We start from the raw sequence: 16795 nt of genomic DNA, 5'->3' as shown, positions 1-16795 counted from the left end.
TTTTTCAATAGGTTATACATGAATCCTGATACTCCTCTGCAACTTCTGGGCGGCATCACCGCCCGGGAATTCCTGCGTGACTACTGGCAGAAGAAACCCCTGCTGATCCGCCAGGCCATTCCGGATTTCGAAAGCCCGATCGACGCCGACGAACTGGCCGGCCTGGCCCTGGAAGAAGAAGTCGAATCGCGCCTGATCATCGAGCACGGCGAACGCCCCTGGGAACTGCGCCGCGGCCCGTTCGCCGAAGACGCCTTCAGCCAACTGCCGGAGCGTGAGTGGACCCTGCTGGTGCAGGCCGTGGATCAGTTCGTCCCGGAAGTCGCCGAACTGCTGGAGCACTTCCGCTTCCTGCCGAGCTGGCGCATCGACGACGTGATGATCAGCTTTGCCGCGCCCGGCGGCAGCGTCGGTCCGCACTTCGACAACTACGATGTATTCCTGCTCCAGGGCCACGGCAAGCGCAACTGGAAAATCGGCCAGATGTGCGATTCCACCAGCCCGCTGCTGGAACACGCCGACCTGCGCATCCTCGCCGAATTCGAGGAAACCGCCGAGTGGACCCTGGAACCCGGCGACATGCTCTACCTGCCGCCGCGCCTGGCCCATTGTGGAGTGGCCGTGGATGACTGCATGACCTATTCGGTCGGCTTCCGTGCACCGAGCGCCGCCGAAGTGCTGACCCACTTCACCGACTTCCTCGCCCAGTTCCTGCCGGACGAAGAACGCTACACCGATGCCGACGCGCAACCGGTGGCTGACCCGCACCAGATCCAGCACGACGCCCTCGACCGCCTGAAAAGCCTGCTGGCCGAGCATATGAGCGACGAACGCCTGCTGCTGACCTGGTTCGGCCAGTTCATGACCGAGCCGCGTTATCCGGAACTGGTGGTGGGCCCGGAACTCGAAGAAGAAGACCTGCTCAGCGGCCTGCAAGATGGCGCGATCCTGATCCGCAACCCGAGCGCGCGCCTGGCCTGGTCCGAAGTCGACGACGACCTGCTGCTGTTCGCCAGCGGACAGAGCCGCCTGTTGCCGGGCAAACTGCGCGAGCTGTTGAAAATGATCTGTGCGGCCGATGCGCTGCACGCGGATAATCTGGCGCCATGGTTGGCCGATGAAGACGGCCGCAGCCTGCTGTGTCAGCTGGTCAAACAAGGAAGCCTGGGATTTGCCGATGAATAGAATTCACGTACGTGTCGCGGACTGGCAAAAGGATAACGCCGAGATTCGGCGCATTCGTGAGTCGGTGTTCATTGCCGAGCAGTCGGTTCCGCCGGAGCTGGAGTGGGACGCCGATGACAGCGGCGCCGTGCACTTCCTGGCCGTCGAGGGGGACTTCCCGATCGGCACCGCCCGGCTGTTGCCGGACGGCCATATCGGCCGGGTCTCGGTCCTCAAGGACTGGCGCGGGCTGAAGGTCGGTGACGCGCTGATGCAGGCGGTGATCGGCGAGGCCGAGAAACGTGGCCTCAAGCAACAGATGCTCAGTGCCCAGGTCCAGGCGACCCGGTTCTATGAGCGCCTGGGGTTCAGCATCGTCAGCGAGGAGTTTCTCGAAGCCGGGATTCCCCACGTGGATATGGTGCGCAACTCCGCCTGATTCCACCGCTTGAGCATCACCCAGAACGCCCCGCCATCGGGGCGTTTTGCCGTCCGCGATTCAACTTGACCCACCAATGGCCGAGAAACTGTCAAACTCAACCCATTGCCCAGTCCAACGCGGAGATAACGGACATGTCCCTACGCACCCTGCTCACCGGCCTGCTACTGACCTGCACCCTCAGCGCCCAGGCCGCCACCGAAATCATTCCCCTGAACTACCGCACCAGCGCCGACCTGCTGCCGGTAGCCCAGGACTTTCTCGGCAAGGACGGCAAGGCCAGCGCCTACCAGAACCAACTGATCGTCAATGCGGAACCGGCCAAGATCAAGGAACTGCGTGACTTCCTCGGCCAACTCGACACCCCGGCCAAGCGCCTGCTGATCAGCGTCGACACCAGCGAAAACAACGACCAGAACAACGGCTACACGATCAACGGCCAGAACCAGACCCGCGTCATCAACTATGGCACCGCCAGTCGCGACGGCGGCATCCAGCAGGTGCAGACCGTCGAAGGCACCCCCGCGCTGATCCAGGTCGGCCAGAGCGTACCGCTGACCACCGCCATCAGCACCAACCAGACCCAGGGTAACGGCTCGAACCAGAATCAGAACCCTAATCAACAGCCCCTGACGCAGATCCAGAGCCAATACCGCAACGTGACCCAGGGTTTCTACGTCACCGCCAGCGTCACCGGCGACATCGTTCACCTCTCCATCAGTACCAATCGTGACCGGATCAGCCAGGAGCGTCAGGATGTAGTGAACGTGCAAAGCACCGACACAACCGTCAGCGGGCGCCTGGGCGAGTGGATCACCCTGGCCGGCGTCAATGGCCAGAGCCAGGCCGACCGACAGGCGCTAACCCGCAGCTACTCGACCTCCGGGCGTAACGACATGACTTTGCGGGTGAAAGTCGACAGCCTGGACTAAAGCACCAAAAACTGACTGGCGAGTCGTATTAGACTAAAGATGTAGTGCCTAAAAAAAAGCACTACAAAATGTTTGACGAGCCAAAAAACCGAAGGCATGATGGCCTCGCTCCCGCTAATCAGGGGCCCTGGCAAGGGCCTTCGGATCGCCGCTCTGACCTACCCACCTGAGCCGATTCGTGTCTGTACCGCCCACAAGGCGCGTTTGACGAGGTTGCGACTGGAACGAAGTTGTCCCGAGGGACGGAAGCGTAATAGGTAGAACGGCAAGATCCCTGAAGTCCGCATAAAGGCCCACGATGCCCCAATGCGCCCGACGGCTCGCCCTCGCCTCGCTCACTTCCCCCTTGAGCCCATCGTTCAATCGTCGCCTTCCCCGCCGAACCGCACCTGAGCGCCTAAGCTTCTGGTCAGCGAGCAGCCGTTTGTCCAAGCCCTCGGCTTGAACACCCGGCGGAGCAAGGAATTCTCCACCTAAAGACCTATGCGACGAGGTTTATCTCCATGGCACTGACACGCGAACAGCAAATTGCAGCCCTTGAAAAAGACTGGGCTGAAAACCCGCGCTGGAAAGGCGTGACACGCACTTACTCCGCCGCTGACGTGGTCCGCCTGCGTGGCTCGGTTCAACCTGAGCACACCCTGGCCCGCATGGGCGCCGAGAAACTGTGGAACCTGGTGACCCAGGGCGCCAAGCCGTCCTTCCGTCCGGACAAGGATTTCGTCAACTGCATGGGCGCCCTGACCGGCGGCCAGGCCGTGCAACAAGTCAAGGCCGGTATCCAGGCGATCTACCTGTCGGGCTGGCAAGTGGCCGCGGACAACAACTCCGCAGAATCCATGTACCCCGACCAGTCGCTGTACCCGGTGGACTCCGTGCCGACCGTGGTCAAGCGCATCAACAACTCGTTCCGTCGCGCCGACCAGATCCAGTGGAAAGCCGGCAAGAACCCGGGCGATGAAGGCTACATCGACTACTTCGCACCCATCGTGGCCGACGCCGAAGCCGGTTTCGGCGGCGTGCTGAACGCCTACGAGCTGATGAAGAGCATGATCGAAGCGGGCGCCGCCGGCGTGCACTTCGAAGACCAGCTGGCTTCCGTGAAGAAATGCGGCCACATGGGCGGCAAGGTGCTGGTTCCGACCCAGGAAGCCGTGCAGAAGCTGACCGCCGCCCGCCTGGCCGCCGACGTTGCCGGTACGCCGACCATCATCCTGGCCCGTACCGACGCCAACGCCGCCGACCTGCTGACTTCGGATTGCGATCCGTACGACCAGCCGTTCGTGACTGGCGAACGCACCCAGGAAGGCTTCTATAAAGTCCGCGCCGGCCTCGACCAGGCCATCGCCCGCGGCCTGGCCTACGCGCCGTACGCCGACCTGATCTGGTGTGAAACCGCCAAGCCGGACCTGGACGAAGCCCGTCGCTTCGCCGAGGCCATCAAGAAGGAATACCCGGACCAGCTGCTGTCCTACAACTGCTCGCCGTCCTTCAACTGGAAGAAGAACCTGGACGACGCGACCATCGCCAAGTTCCAGCGCGAACTGTCGGCCATGGGCTACAAGCACCAGTTCATCACCCTGGCGGGTATCCACAACATGTGGCACAGCATGTTCAACCTGGCGCACGACTACGCCCGCAACGACATGACCGCCTACGTGAAACTGCAGGAGCAGGAATTCGCTGACGCTGCCAAGGGTTACACCTTCGTCGCGCACCAGCAGGAAGTCGGTACCGGCTACTTCGACGACATGACCACCGTGATCCAGGGCGGCTCGTCCTCGGTGACCGCGCTGACCGGTTCGACCGAAGAAGAGCAGTTCCACTGAGTAAGCGAGCAAGCGGCCATTCCAGAGCGAAGCAGAACTAACTGGAATGCCTGAAGACCTGACGCCCCGACTGGTTCGGGGCGTTTTTTTACCCGCTGGAATCGTGCAAGTCATTGATCCAGAGCGGTATCAATTGCGACAAAAAGCGCTAAAACGACGCCCGACGCAACTTTCATCGCGCCGGCGTTTAAAGCCACTACACTTCCCTTCGCGGGCGACCACCAGCATTGGAGCGACATAGATGATATCAATTATCATTCAATATTCACTTCGTTCATTACAATGCGGATAAAACATAATTAACAAAAAGGCCCCTAATGCCCACAGTACATGGCCTGCAAGCCATCGAGACCTCTACATGTCCTTATTCCAGCCAATAATTTCGCTATAGAAAATTTACTTGCCCGGTGTTTAGCCATAAAATCACCGGGATAGATTGCACTGCGACATATCGTCACTGCTTTTACTTCTTTATCACGCTCAGAGACCCTTGCGCTCTGTTAAGGATTACCCGCATGACCGAAGCGACCGGACTCATGGCCCACAACTGGGGCTTTGCCATTTTCCTGCTCGGCGTCGTCGGCCTCTGCGCCTTCATGCTCGGTCTTTCCAGCCTTCTCGGGTCAAAAGCCTGGGGACGCAGCAAAAACGAACCGTTCGAGTCCGGCATGCTACCCACCGGTAGCGCCCGCTTGCGGCTCTCCGCCAAATTCTATCTGGTCGCGATGCTGTTCGTGATCTTCGATATCGAAGCCCTCTTTCTCTTTGCATGGTCTGTGTCCGTCCGCGAAAGCGGCTGGACCGGATTCGTCGAAGCTCTCGTTTTCATAGCAATTCTGTTGGCAGGTCTTGTCTACCTTTACCGAGTGGGGGCGCTTGATTGGGCTCCGCAAGCTCGTCAGAAGCGGCAGGCGAAGCTGAAACAATGAGGCTTTGGCAATGCAATACAATCTCACTCGAATCGACCCGGATGCGCCTAACGAGCAGTACCCGATCGGCCAACGGGAAACCGTTTCCGATCCGTTAGAAGATCAAGTCCACAAAAACATCTACATGGGCAAGCTGGAAGACGTGCTGAACGGCGCGGTCAACTGGGGGCGCAAAAACTCCCTGTGGCCGTACAACTTCGGCTTGTCGTGCTGCTATGTGGAAATGACCACCGCCTTCACGGCGCCCCACGACATCGCCCGCTTCGGCGCCGAAGTTATCCGGGCATCGCCGCGCCAGGCGGATTTCATGGTTATTGCCGGCACCTGCTTCATCAAGATGGCGCCGATCATCCAGCGCCTCTACGAGCAAATGCTCGAGCCGAAGTGGGTCATCTCCATGGGTTCGTGCGCCAACTCCGGTGGCATGTACGACATCTACTCCGTGGTTCAAGGGGTGGACAAGTTCCTGCCCGTGGACGTCTACGTGCCTGGCTGCCCGCCCCGCCCCGAGGCTTTCCTGCAAGGCTTGATGCTGTTGCAGGAGTCGATTGGCCAGGAGCGTCGCCCACTTTCCTGGGTCGTCGGTGATCAAGGCGTATATCGCGCCGAGATGCCGTCGCAAAAGGAACAGCGCCGCGAACAGCGTATCCAGGTCACCAACCTGCGCAGCCCTGACGAAGTCTGATCCAGATCCGCTCTGTAAAAAGAAACGAGAAGCTGGCTTCATTCTTTACGTTGACCCAAAGCGATAAGAAACCATGACTACAGGCAGTGCTCTGTACATCCCGCCTTACAAGGCTGACGACCAGGATGTGGTCGTCGAACTGAACAACCGTTTCGGCCCCGAGGCCTTTACCGCCCAGGCCACCCGCACCGGCATGCCGGTGCTGTGGGTGACCCGGGCCAAGCTCGTCGAAGTCCTGACCTTCCTGCGCAACCTGCCCAAGCCGTACGTCATGCTCTATGACCTGCACGGCGTGGACGAGCGTCTGCGCACCAAGCGCCAGGGCCTGCCGAGCGGCGCCGATTTCACCGTGTTCTATCACCTGATGTCGCTGGAACGTAACAGCGATGTGATGATCAAGGTCGCCCTTTCCGAAGGCGACCTGAGCCTCCCGACCGTGACCGGTATCTGGCCAAACGCCAACTGGTACGAGCGTGAAGTCTGGGACATGTTCGGCATCGATTTCCCCGGCCACCCGCACCTGTCGCGCATCATGATGCCGCCGACCTGGGAAGGTCACCCGCTGCGCAAGGACTTCCCGGCCCGTGCCACCGAGTTCGATCCGTTCAGCCTGACCCTGGCCAAGCAACAGTTGGAAGAAGAAGCCGCGCGCTTCCGTCCTGAAGACTGGGGCATGAAGCGTTCCGGCGCCAACGAGGACTACATGTTCCTCAACCTGGGCCCGAACCACCCTTCGGCCCACGGCGCCTTCCGGATCATCCTGCAACTGGACGGCGAAGAAGTCGTCGACTGCGTCCCGGACATCGGCTATCACCACCGTGGTGCCGAGAAAATGGCCGAGCGCCAGTCCTGGCACAGCTTCATCCCCTACACCGACCGTATCGACTACCTTGGCGGGGTGATGAACAACCTGCCGTACGTGCTCTCGGTCGAGAAGCTGGCCGGCATCAAGGTGCCGGACCGGGTCGACACCATCCGCATCATGATGGCCGAGTTCTTCCGGATCACCAGCCACCTGCTGTTCCTGGGGACCTATATCCAGGACGTCGGTGCCATGACCCCGGTGTTCTTCACCTTCACCGACCGCCAGCGCGCCTACAAGGTCATCGAAGCCATCACCGGTTTCCGTCTGCACCCGGCCTGGTACCGCATCGGCGGCGTCGCCCACGACCTGCCCCGTGGCTGGGACAAGCTGGTCAAGGAGTTCGTCGACTGGCTGCCAAAACGCCTCGACGAGTACACCAAGGCCGCCCTGCAGAACAGCATCCTCAAGGGTCGTACCGTCGGTGTCGCCGCCTACAACACCAAGGAAGCCCTGGAATGGGGCGTCACCGGTGCAGGCCTGCGTTCCACCGGTTGCGATTTCGACCTGCGTAAAGCGCGCCCGTACTCCGGCTACGAGAACTTCGAATTCGAAGTCCCGCTGGCGGCCAACGGCGACGCCTACGATCGCTGCATGGTGCGCGTCGAAGAAATGCGCCAGAGCATCAAGATCATCGACCAGTGCCTGCGCAACATGCCGGAAGGCCCGTACAAGGCGGATCACCCGCTGACCACGCCGCCACCGAAAGAGCGCACGTTGCAGCACATCGAGACCTTGATCACGCACTTCCTGCAAGTTTCGTGGGGCCCGGTGATGCCGGCCAACGAATCCTTCCAGATGATCGAAGCGACCAAGGGCATCAACAGTTATTACCTGACGAGCGACGGCGGCACCATGAGCTACCGTACCCGGATCCGCACCCCAAGCTTCCCCCATCTGCAACAGATCCCTTCGGTGATCAAAGGCAGCATGGTCGCGGACTTGATCGCGTACCTGGGTAGTATCGACTTCGTTATGGCCGACGTGGACCGCTAAGCATGAACAGCCCGCTTATCCAGACAGACCGTTTCGCCCTGAGCGAAACCGAGCGCTCGGCCATCGAGCACGAGTTGCATCACTACGAGGACCCGCGCGCGGCGTCCATCGAAGCCCTGAAGATCGTCCAGAAGGAACGTGGCTGGGTGCCTGACGGCGCGCTCTACGCCATCGGCGAGATCCTCGGCATTCCGGCCAGCGACGTCGAAGGCGTCGCGACCTTCTACAGCCAGATCTTCCGCCAGCCGGTGGGTCGTCACATCATTCGCGTCTGCGACAGCATGGTCTGCTACATCGGCGGCCACGAGTCGGTGGTCGGCGAAATCCAGAGCAAGCTCGGCATCGGCCTGGGTGAAACCACCGCCGACGGTCGCTTCACCCTGCTGCCCGTCTGCTGCCTCGGCAACTGCGACAAGGCCCCGGCGCTGATGATCGATGACGACACCTTCGGCGACGTCCAGCCTGCCGGCGTTGCCAAACTGCTGGAGGGCTACGTATGACCCTGACTTCCTTCGGCCCTGCCAACCGCATTGCGCGTTCGGCAGAAACCCACCCGCTGACCTGGCGCCTGCGTGATGACGCCGAGCCCGTGTGGCTCGACGAGTACCAGGCCAAGGACGGCTATGCCGCCGCCCGCAAGGCCTTCGCCGACATGGCCACGGACGATATCGTCCAGACTGTGAAGGACGCCGGCCTCAAGGGCCGCGGTGGTGCAGGCTTCCCCACCGGGGTGAAGTGGGGCCTGATGCCCAAAGACGAATCCATGAACATCCGCTACCTGCTGTGCAACGCGGATGAAATGGAACCCAATACCTGGAAAGACCGCATGCTGATGGAGCAACTGCCCCATCTGCTGATCGAAGGCATGTTGATCAGCGCCCGCGCGCTGAAAACCTACCGGGGCTACATCTTCCTGCGCGGCGAATACGTCACCGCCGCCAAGCACCTCAACCGTGCGGTGGAAGAAGCCAAGGCAGCGGGCCTGCTGGGCAAGAACATCCTCGGCAGCGGCTTCGACTTCGAGCTGTTCGTCCACACCGGCGCCGGGCGTTATATCTGCGGTGAAGAAACCGCACTGATCAACTCCCTCGAAGGCCGTCGCGCCAACCCGCGCTCCAAGCCGCCCTTCCCCGCCGCCGTCGGCGTCTGGGGCAAGCCGACCTGCGTGAACAACGTCGAGACCCTGTGCAACGTGCCGGCGATCATCGGCAACGGCATCGACTGGTACAAATCCCTCGCCCGCGAAGGCAGCGAAGACCACGGCACCAAGCTGATGGGCTTCTCCGGCAAAGTGAAGAACCCTGGCCTGTGGGAACTGCCGTTCGGCATCACCGCCCGCGAGCTGTTCGAAGACTACGCCGGCGGCATGCGCGATGGCTTCAAGCTCAAGTGCTGGCAGCCCGGCGGCGCCGGTACCGGTTTCCTCCTGCCCGAACACCTGGAAGCGCAAATGTACGCCGGCGGCATCGGCAAGGTCGGCACCCGTATGGGCACCGGCCTGGCCATGGCGGTGGACGACAGCGTCAACATGGTTTCGCTGCTGCGCAACATGGAAGAGTTCTTCGCCCGTGAGTCGTGCGGTTTCTGCACCCCTTGCCGCGATGGCCTGCCGTGGAGCGTCAAGCTGCTGCGCGCGCTGGAGAACGGCGAAGGCCAGGCCGGCGATATCGAGACTCTGCTGGGTCTGGTCGGTTTCCTCGGCCCGGGCAAGACCTTCTGTGCTCACGCACCGGGTGCCATCGAGCCATTGGGCAGCGCCATCAAGTATTTCCGTCCGGAGTTCGAGGCTGGCATCGCACACAAAAGTGCAGCCGTCCCGCCTTTGGCGCGGCCGATCGTAGTCGGCGCATAACGTATCGAAAGGGAGGGCGGTCCGTGCCGCCCTCTTGCTCGCCTGAAGACGCACTTGTGATGCGCCAGGCGAGGACCAGGATTCCATTAGCCACGCCCGCGGACGCGGGCCAACGAAGAACTTTGAACCATGGCCACTATCCACGTAGACGGCAAAGCGCTCGAAGTCGATGGGGCAGACAACCTGTTACAGGCGTGTCTGTCGCTAGGCCTCGACATCCCTTATTTCTGCTGGCACCCCGCGCTCGGTAGCGTCGGTGCCTGTCGCCAGTGCGCGGTCAAGCAGTTCAACGACGAGAACGACAAGCGTGGTCGTATCGTCATGTCCTGCATGACCCCGGCTTCCGACGGCAGCTGGATTTCCATCGACGACGAGGAAGCGAAAGTTTTCCGCGCCAGCGTCGTCGAATGGCTGATGACCAACCACCCGCACGACTGCCCGGTCTGCGAGGAAGGCGGTCACTGCCACCTGCAAGACATGACCGTGATGACCGGCCACAACGAGCGCCGTTATCGCTTCACCAAGCGTACCCACCAGAACCAGCAACTGGGCCCGTTCATTTCCCACGAGATGAACCGCTGCATCGCCTGCTATCGCTGCGTGCGCTTCTACAAGGACTACGCCGGCGGTACCGACCTCGGTGTGTTCGGTGCCCACGACAACGTGTACTTCGGTCGCGTCGAAGACGGCACCCTGGAAAGCGAATTCTCCGGCAACCTCACCGAGGTCTGCCCGACCGGTGTGTTCACCGACAAGACCCACTCCGAGCGCTACAACCGCAAGTGGGACATGCAGTTCTCGCCGAGCATCTGCCATGGCTGCTCCAGCGGTTGCAACATCAGCCCGGGCGAACGCTACGGTGAACTGCGTCGGATCGAAAACCGCTTCAACGGTTCGGTCAACCAGTACTTCCTCTGCGACCGTGGCCGTTTCGGCTATGGCTACGTCAACCGCGAAGATCGTCCTCGTCAGCCACTGCTGGCCAACGGCGCCAAGCTGAGCCTGGACGAAGCCCTGGATAAAGCCGCCGAGCTGCTGCGCGGTCGCAATATCGTCGGTATCGGTTCGCCCCGCGCCAGCCTCGAAAGCAACTTCGCCCTGCGCGAGCTGGTGGGTGCCGAGCACTTCTACTCGGGTATCGAAGCCGCCGAGCTGGAACGTATCCGCCTGGTCCTGCAAGTCCTGAACGACAGCCCGCTGCCGGTTCCGAACATGCGCGACATCGAAGACCACGACGCCGTGTTCGTCCTCGGTGAAGACCTGACCCAGACCGCCGCGCGCATGGCCCTGGCCCTGCGCCAGTCGGTCAAGGGCAAGGCCGAGGACATGGCCGACGCCATGCGTGTCCAGCCTTGGCTCGATGCCGCGGTGAAGAACATTGGCCAGCACGCGCTGAACCCGCTGTTTATCGCCAGTCTCGCTGAAACCAAGCTCGACGATATCGCCGAAGAGTGCGTGCACGCCGCGCCCGACGACCTGGCCCGCATCGGTTTCGCCGTGGCCCATGCCCTCGACGCCAGCGCCCCGGCCGTCGAAGGCCTGGACGCTGAAGCCCAGGCACTGGCCCAACGCATTGCCGACGCCCTGCTGGCGGCCAAGCGCCCACTGATCATCGCCGGCACTTCCCTGGGTTCCAAGGCGCTGATCGAAGCCGCGGCCAACATCGCCAAGGCCTTGAAGCTGCGCGAGAAGAACGGTTCCATCAGCCTGATCGTGCCGGAAGCCAACAGCCTGGGCCTGGCCATGTTCGGTGGCGAGTCCCTGGACGCTGCCCTGCAAGCGGTGATCGACGGCAAGGCCGACGCCATCGTCGTGCTGGAAAACGATCTGTACACCCGCACCGACAAGGCCAAGGTCGACGCCGCACTGAACGCTGCGAAAGTCGTGATCGTTGCCGACCACCAGAAAACCGCCACCAGCGACCGCGCCCACCTGGTTCTGCCAGCCGCCAGCTTCGCCGAAGGCGACGGCACCCTGGTCAGCCAGGAAGGCCGTGCCCAGCGTTTCTTCCAGGTCTTCGATCCGAAGTACCTCGACGCGAGCATCCTGGTTCACGAAGGCTGGCGCTGGCTGCATGCCCTGCGCGCGACCCTGCTGAACCAGCCGATCGACTGGACCCAACTGGACCACGTCACCGCTGCCTGCGCTTCGAGCACCCCGCAACTGGCCCGTATCGTCGACGCAGCCCCTTCCGCCGCGTTCCGCATCAAGGGCATGAAACTGGCCCGTGAACCGCTGCGTTACTCCGGCCGGACCGCCATGCGCGCCAATATCAGCGTGCACGAGCCGCGTACCTCCCAGGACGTCGACACCGCGTTCGCCTTCTCCATGGAAGGTTACTCGGGCTCCGTCGAACCACGCCAACAGGTGCCGTTCGCCTGGTCGCCGGGCTGGAACTCGCCGCAGGCCTGGAACAAGTTCCAGGACGAAGTCGGTGGTCATATCCGCGCTGGCGACCCGGGCACCCGCCTGATCGAAAGCCAGGGCGATTCGCTGAACTGGTTCGCCAACGTGCCACGCGCCTTCAACCCGGCCCAGGGTACCTGGCAAGTGGTGCCGTTCTTCCACCTGTTCGGCAGCGAGGAAACCTCCTCGAAAGCCGCTCCGGTACAAGAGCGCATCCCGGCCGCCTACGTGTCGCTGGCCAAGTCCGAAGCCGATCGCCTGGGCGTCAACGACGGTGCCCTGCTCAGCTTGAACGTTGCAGGCCAGACCCTGCGTCTGCCGCTGCGGATCAACGAAGAGCTGGGCGCTGGCCTGGTGGCCTTGCCGGCCGGCCTGGCGGGCATTCCTCCAGCGATCTTTGGCAAATCCGTTGACGGTCTGCAGGAGGCAGCTCAATGACCTGGTTCACCCCTGAAGTGATCGACGTGATCCTCTCGGTCGTCAAGGCCATCGTGGTGCTGCTGGCCGTGGTGGTCTGCGGCGCCTTGCTGAGCTTCGTCGAACGTCGCCTGCTGGGCTGGTGGCAGGACCGCTACGGTCCGAACCGCGTCGGCCCGTTCGGCATGTTCCAGATCGCCGCCGACATGCTGAAGATGTTCTTCAAGGAAGACTGGACGCCACCGTTTGCCGACAAGGTGATCTTCACCCTGGCACCGGTGGTGGCCATGAGCGCCCTGCTGATCGCCTTCGCGGTCATCCCGATCACCCCGACCTGGGGTGTCGCGGACCTGAACATCGGCCTGCTGTTCTTCTTCGCCATGGCCGGTCTGTCGGTGTACGCGGTGCTGTTCGCCGGTTGGTCGAGCGCCAACAAGTACGCCTTGCTGGGCAGCTTGCGCGCCTCGGCCCAGACCGTGTCCTATGAAGTGTTCATGGGCCTGTCGCTGATGGGCATCGTGGTCCAGGTCGGCTCGTTCAACATGCGCGACATCGTCGAATACCAGGCTCAACACCTGTGGTTCGTGATCCCGCAGATCTTCGGTTTCCTGACCTTCTTCATCGCTGGCGTGGCCGTGACTCACCGTCACCCCTTCGACCAGCCGGAAGCGGAACAGGAACTGGCCGACGGTTACCACATTGAATATGCCGGCATGAAGTGGGGCATGTTCTTCGTTGGCGAGTACATCGGCATCATCCTGATCTCGGCGTTGCTGGTGACCTTGTTCTTCGGTGGCTGGCACGGTCCGTTCGACATCCTGCCGCAACTGTCGTTCATCTGGTTCGCCCTGAAGACCGCGTTCTTCATCATGCTGTTCATCCTGCTGCGCGCTTCGATTCCGCGCCCACGCTATGACCAGGTGATGGACTTCAGCTGGAAATTCTGCCTGCCGCTGACCCTGATCAATTTGCTGGTGACCGCTGCGATCGTGTTGTTGAACACGCCTGCGGGCGCGGTTCAGTGAGGATTTGACCCATGTTCAAATATATTGGCGACATCGTTAAGGGTACCGGTACCCAGTTGCGAAGCCTGGTGATGGTTTTCGGCCACGGCTTCCGCAAACGCGACACCCTGCAATACCCGGAAGAAGCGGTGTACCTGCCGCCGCGTTATCGCGGTCGCATCGTACTGACCCGCGACCCAGACGGCGAAGAGCGCTGCGTGGCCTGCAACCTGTGCGCCGTGGCGTGCCCGGTGGGTTGCATCTCGCTGCAGAAAGCCGAAACCGACGACGGTCGTTGGTACCCGGAGTTCTTCCGCATCAACTTCTCGCGCTGCATTTTCTGCGGCCTCTGCGAGGAAGCCTGCCCGACCACCGCGATCCAGCTGACACCGGATTTCGAAATGGCCGAGTTCAAACGTCAGGACCTGGTGTACGAGAAAGAAGATCTGCTGATCTCCGGCCCCGGCAAGAACCCTGATTACAACTTCTATCGTGTTGCAGGGATGGCCGTTGCCGGGAAGCCGAAAGGCGCTGCCCAGAACGAAGCCGAGCCGATCAACGTGAAGAGCTTGCTGCCTTAAGGAAGAACGATGGAATTCGCTTTCTATTTCGCATCGGGTGTCGCTGTTCTGTCCACGCTGCGCGTGATCACCAACACCAACCCTGTGCATGCCCTGCTCTACCTGATTATCTCGCTGATTGCCGTGGCGATGACCTTCTTCAGCCTCGGTGCACCCTTTGCCGGTGCCCTGGAAGTGATCGCCTACGCCGGTGCCATCATGGTGCTGTTTGTGTTCGTGGTGATGATGCTGAACCTCGGGCCCGCCTCGGTGCTGCAAGAGCGCGACTGGCTCAAGCCGGGGATCTGGATCGGTCCGGTGATCCTCTGCGCCCTGCTGCTGGTCGAACTGCTCTATGTGCTGTTCAGCCACAACAGCGGCGCGGCTCTCGGTCAAACCACCGTAGGCGCCAAGGCCGTGGGCATCAGCCTGTTCGGTCCGTACCTGCTGGTGGTCGAACTCGCCTCGATGCTGCTGCTCGCCGCAGCCATCACGGCATTCCACCTGGGCCGCAACGAGGCGAAGGAGTAATTCATGCCTGCTATCCCTTTGGAACATGGCCTGGCTGTCGCCGGTATCCTGTTCAGCCTCGGCCTGATCGGCCTGATGGTTCGCCGCAACATCCTCTTCGTGCTGATGAGCCTGGAGGTGATGATGAACGCCGCCGCCCTGGCCTTCATCGTCGCGGGCTCACGTTGGGCGCAGCCGGATGGACAGATCATGTTCATCCTGGTGATCAGCCTGGCAGCCGCCGAGGCCAGTATCGGCCTGGCGATCCTGCTGCAACTGTATCGCCGCTTCCACACGCTCGATATCGACGCTGCCAGTGAGATGCGCGGATGAACATGATCTTTCTGACTTTCGTATTCCCCCTGATCGGTTTCCTGCTGCTGTCGTTCTCCCGTGGACGCCTCTCGGAAAACCTCTCGGCCCTGATCGGGGTCGGCTCCATTGGCCTGTCGGCCATCGTCGCCGCCTATGTGATCTGGCAATTCAACGTCGCGCCGCCCGAGGGTGGCCACTACACCCTGGTGCTGTGGCAGTGGATGTCGGTGGAGGGCTTTGCCCCCAACTTCGCCCTGTACGTCGACGGCCTGTCGATCACCATGCTCGGCGTGGTGGTCGGCGTGGGTTTCCTGATCCACCTGTTCGCCTCCTGGTACATGCGCAGTGAAGACGGTTACTCGCGCTTCTTCGCCTACACCAACCTGTTTATCGCCAGCATGCTGTTCCTGGTCCTGGGCGATAACCTGTTGTTCCTGTACTTCGGTTGGGAAGGCGTGGGCCTGTGCTCCTACCTGTTGATCGGTTTCTACTACAGCAACCGCAACAACGGTAACGCCGCCCTCAAGGCCTTTATCGTCACCCGTATCGGCGACGTGTTCATGGCCATCGGCCTGTTCATCCTGTTCACCCAGTTGGGCACGCTGAATATCCAGGAACTGCTGGTCAAGGCCCCTCAACACTTCCAGGTCGGCGACTTCTGGATCGTTCTGGCGACCCTGATGCTGCTCGGTGGTGCGGTCGGTAAATCCGCGCAACTGCCGCTGCAGACCTGGCTGGCGGACGCGATGGCCGGTCCTACCCCGGTTTCGGCACTGATCCACGCCGCAACCATGGTGACCGCCGGTGTCTACCTGATCGCCCGTACCCACGGCCTGTTCACCCTGGCGCCGGATATCCTGCACCTGGTGGGCATCGTCGGTGGCGTGACCCTGGTCCTGGCCGGCTTCGCCGCCCTGGTCCAGACCGACATCAAGCGGATCCTCGCCTACTCGACCATGAGCCAGATCGGCTACATGTTCCTGGCCCTGGGCGTCGGTGCCTGGGAAGGCGCGATCTTCCACCTGATGACCCACGCCTTCTTCAAGGCCCTGCTGTTCCTCGCGTCCGGTGCGGTGATCGTCGCCTGCCATCACGAGCAGAACATCTTCAAGATGGGCGGCCTGTGGAAGAAACTGCCGTTGGCCTACGCCAGCTTCATCGTCGGTGGTGCCGCCCTGTCCGCCCTGCCGATCGTGACCGCCGGTTTCTACTCCAAGGACGAAATCCTCTGGGAAGCCTTCGCCAGCGGTAACCACAATCTGCTCTATGCAGGTCTGGTCGGCGCGTTCATGACGTCGCTCTACACCTTCCGCCTGATCTTCATCACCTTCCACGGTGAAGCCAAGACCGAAGCCCACGCCGGCCACGGGATTTCCCACTGGCTGCCACTGGGCGTGCTGATCGTGCTGTCGACCTTCGTCGGTGCCTGGATTCATCCGCCACTGGCCGGTGTCCTGCCGGAAAGCGCCGGTCATGCCGGCGGCGAAGCCAAGCACAGCCTGGAAATCGCCTCGGGTGCCATTGCCCTGGCCGGTATCCTGCTGGCTGCCGTGTTGTTCCTCGGCAAGCGTCGCTTCGTGACCGCGGTCGCCAACAGCGGCATCGGCCGTTTCCTCTCGGCCTGGTGGTTCGCCGCCTGGGGCTTCGACTGGATCTACGACAAGCTGTTCGTCAAGCCGTACCTGGCGATCAGTCATCTGCTGCGCAAAGACCCGCTCGACCAGACCATCGGCCTGATCCCGCGTATGGCCAAAGGCGGCAACACCGCCCTGAGCCGTACCGAGACCGGTCAGCTGCGCTGGTATGCCGCGTCGATCGCCGCCGGTGCCGTCGTGGTGCTGGGCGCCATTGTGCTGGTAGCGGTCTGACTATGAACCTTGCGACATTGCGAAAGG

The 16795-nt window shown here is 61.9% G+C and carries 15 protein-coding genes; all 15 read left to right on the top strand.

The genetic code is table 11. The annotated features are described in order from the left end of the window. The first annotated feature begins 18 nt into the window (after positions 1-18). The 15 genes from M5C56_RS31565 to nuoL all read left to right on the top strand — a co-directional run bounded on the left by M5C56_RS31565 (position 19) and on the right by nuoL (position 16768). Positions 19-1185, top strand: coding sequence for a cupin domain-containing protein (locus M5C56_RS31565; protein ID WP_103494153.1), 1167 nt, complete (start codon positions 19-21; stop codon positions 1183-1185). After that, positions 1178-1603 (top strand): GNAT family N-acetyltransferase, encoded by a 426-nt coding sequence (locus M5C56_RS31560; RefSeq protein WP_103494154.1) that lies wholly within the window; start codon positions 1178-1180, stop codon positions 1601-1603. Before M5C56_RS31565 ends, M5C56_RS31560 begins: the two co-directional genes overlap by 8 nt. A gap of 134 nt (positions 1604-1737) precedes the next feature. After that, entirely contained in the window at positions 1738-2535 is a 798-nt protein-coding gene (locus M5C56_RS31555; protein WP_247263485.1) for a secretin N-terminal domain-containing protein, read from the top strand. 503 nt (positions 2536-3038) lie between these two features. Beyond that, positions 3039-4364 (top strand): isocitrate lyase, encoded by a 1326-nt coding sequence (gene aceA, locus M5C56_RS31550; protein ID WP_103495052.1) that lies wholly within the window; start codon positions 3039-3041, stop codon positions 4362-4364. Between the two features lie 515 nt (positions 4365-4879). Further along, a complete protein-coding gene (locus tag M5C56_RS31545) occupies positions 4880-5293 on the top strand; it encodes an NADH-quinone oxidoreductase subunit A (protein ID WP_010444610.1) in 414 nt (137 codons plus the stop codon). Positions 5294-5303: 10 nt separating this feature from the next. Next, entirely contained in the window at positions 5304-5978 is a 675-nt protein-coding gene (locus tag M5C56_RS31540; RefSeq protein WP_100940076.1) for an NADH-quinone oxidoreductase subunit B, read from the top strand. Positions 5979-6051: 73 nt separating this feature from the next. After that, positions 6052-7836 (top strand): NADH-quinone oxidoreductase subunit C/D, encoded by a 1785-nt coding sequence (gene nuoC / locus M5C56_RS31535; RefSeq protein WP_103495051.1) that lies wholly within the window; start codon positions 6052-6054, stop codon positions 7834-7836. Between the two features lie 2 nt (positions 7837-7838). Beyond that, positions 7839-8336, top strand: a complete 498-nt coding sequence (nuoE, locus tag M5C56_RS31530) for an NADH-quinone oxidoreductase subunit NuoE (protein ID WP_103495050.1) — start codon at positions 7839-7841, stop codon at positions 8334-8336. After that, positions 8333-9688, top strand: coding sequence for an NADH-quinone oxidoreductase subunit NuoF (nuoF, locus tag M5C56_RS31525; RefSeq protein ID WP_103495049.1), 1356 nt, complete (start codon positions 8333-8335; stop codon positions 9686-9688). The genes nuoE and nuoF overlap by 4 nt, the downstream gene beginning before the upstream one ends. A gap of 129 nt (positions 9689-9817) precedes the next feature. Continuing rightward, positions 9818-12532, top strand: a complete 2715-nt coding sequence (gene nuoG, locus M5C56_RS31520; RefSeq protein WP_103495048.1) for an NADH-quinone oxidoreductase subunit NuoG — start codon at positions 9818-9820, stop codon at positions 12530-12532. Continuing rightward, on the top strand, positions 12529-13536 hold the full coding sequence (gene nuoH, locus M5C56_RS31515; RefSeq protein ID WP_100940071.1) for an NADH-quinone oxidoreductase subunit NuoH: 1008 nt from the start codon (positions 12529-12531) through the stop codon (positions 13534-13536). The genes nuoG and nuoH overlap by 4 nt, the downstream gene beginning before the upstream one ends. An 11-nt stretch (positions 13537-13547) precedes the next feature. Beyond that, a complete protein-coding gene (nuoI, locus tag M5C56_RS31510) occupies positions 13548-14096 on the top strand; it encodes an NADH-quinone oxidoreductase subunit NuoI (RefSeq protein ID WP_032627864.1) in 549 nt (182 codons plus the stop codon). 9 nt (positions 14097-14105) lie between these two features. Beyond that, positions 14106-14606 (top strand): NADH-quinone oxidoreductase subunit J, encoded by a 501-nt coding sequence (nuoJ, locus tag M5C56_RS31505; RefSeq protein WP_103495047.1) that lies wholly within the window; start codon positions 14106-14108, stop codon positions 14604-14606. 3 nt (positions 14607-14609) lie between these two features. Further along, a complete protein-coding gene (nuoK, locus tag M5C56_RS31500) occupies positions 14610-14918 on the top strand; it encodes an NADH-quinone oxidoreductase subunit NuoK (RefSeq protein WP_100940069.1) in 309 nt (102 codons plus the stop codon). Then, positions 14915-16768 carry an NADH-quinone oxidoreductase subunit L gene (gene nuoL / locus M5C56_RS31495; protein WP_103495046.1) on the top strand — a complete coding sequence of 618 codons (1854 nt, stop codon included), beginning with the start codon at positions 14915-14917 and terminating at the stop codon, positions 16766-16768. The genes nuoK and nuoL overlap by 4 nt, the downstream gene beginning before the upstream one ends. The last annotated feature ends 27 nt before the right edge of the window (positions 16769-16795 follow it).

It is taken from the genome of Pseudomonas sp. MWU13-2862 (genome assembly GCF_023242495.1).
Taxonomy (GTDB): domain Bacteria; phylum Pseudomonadota; class Gammaproteobacteria; order Pseudomonadales; family Pseudomonadaceae; genus Aquipseudomonas; species Aquipseudomonas gingeri_D.
This window is presented reverse-complemented; position numbering and strand designations above follow the sequence as displayed.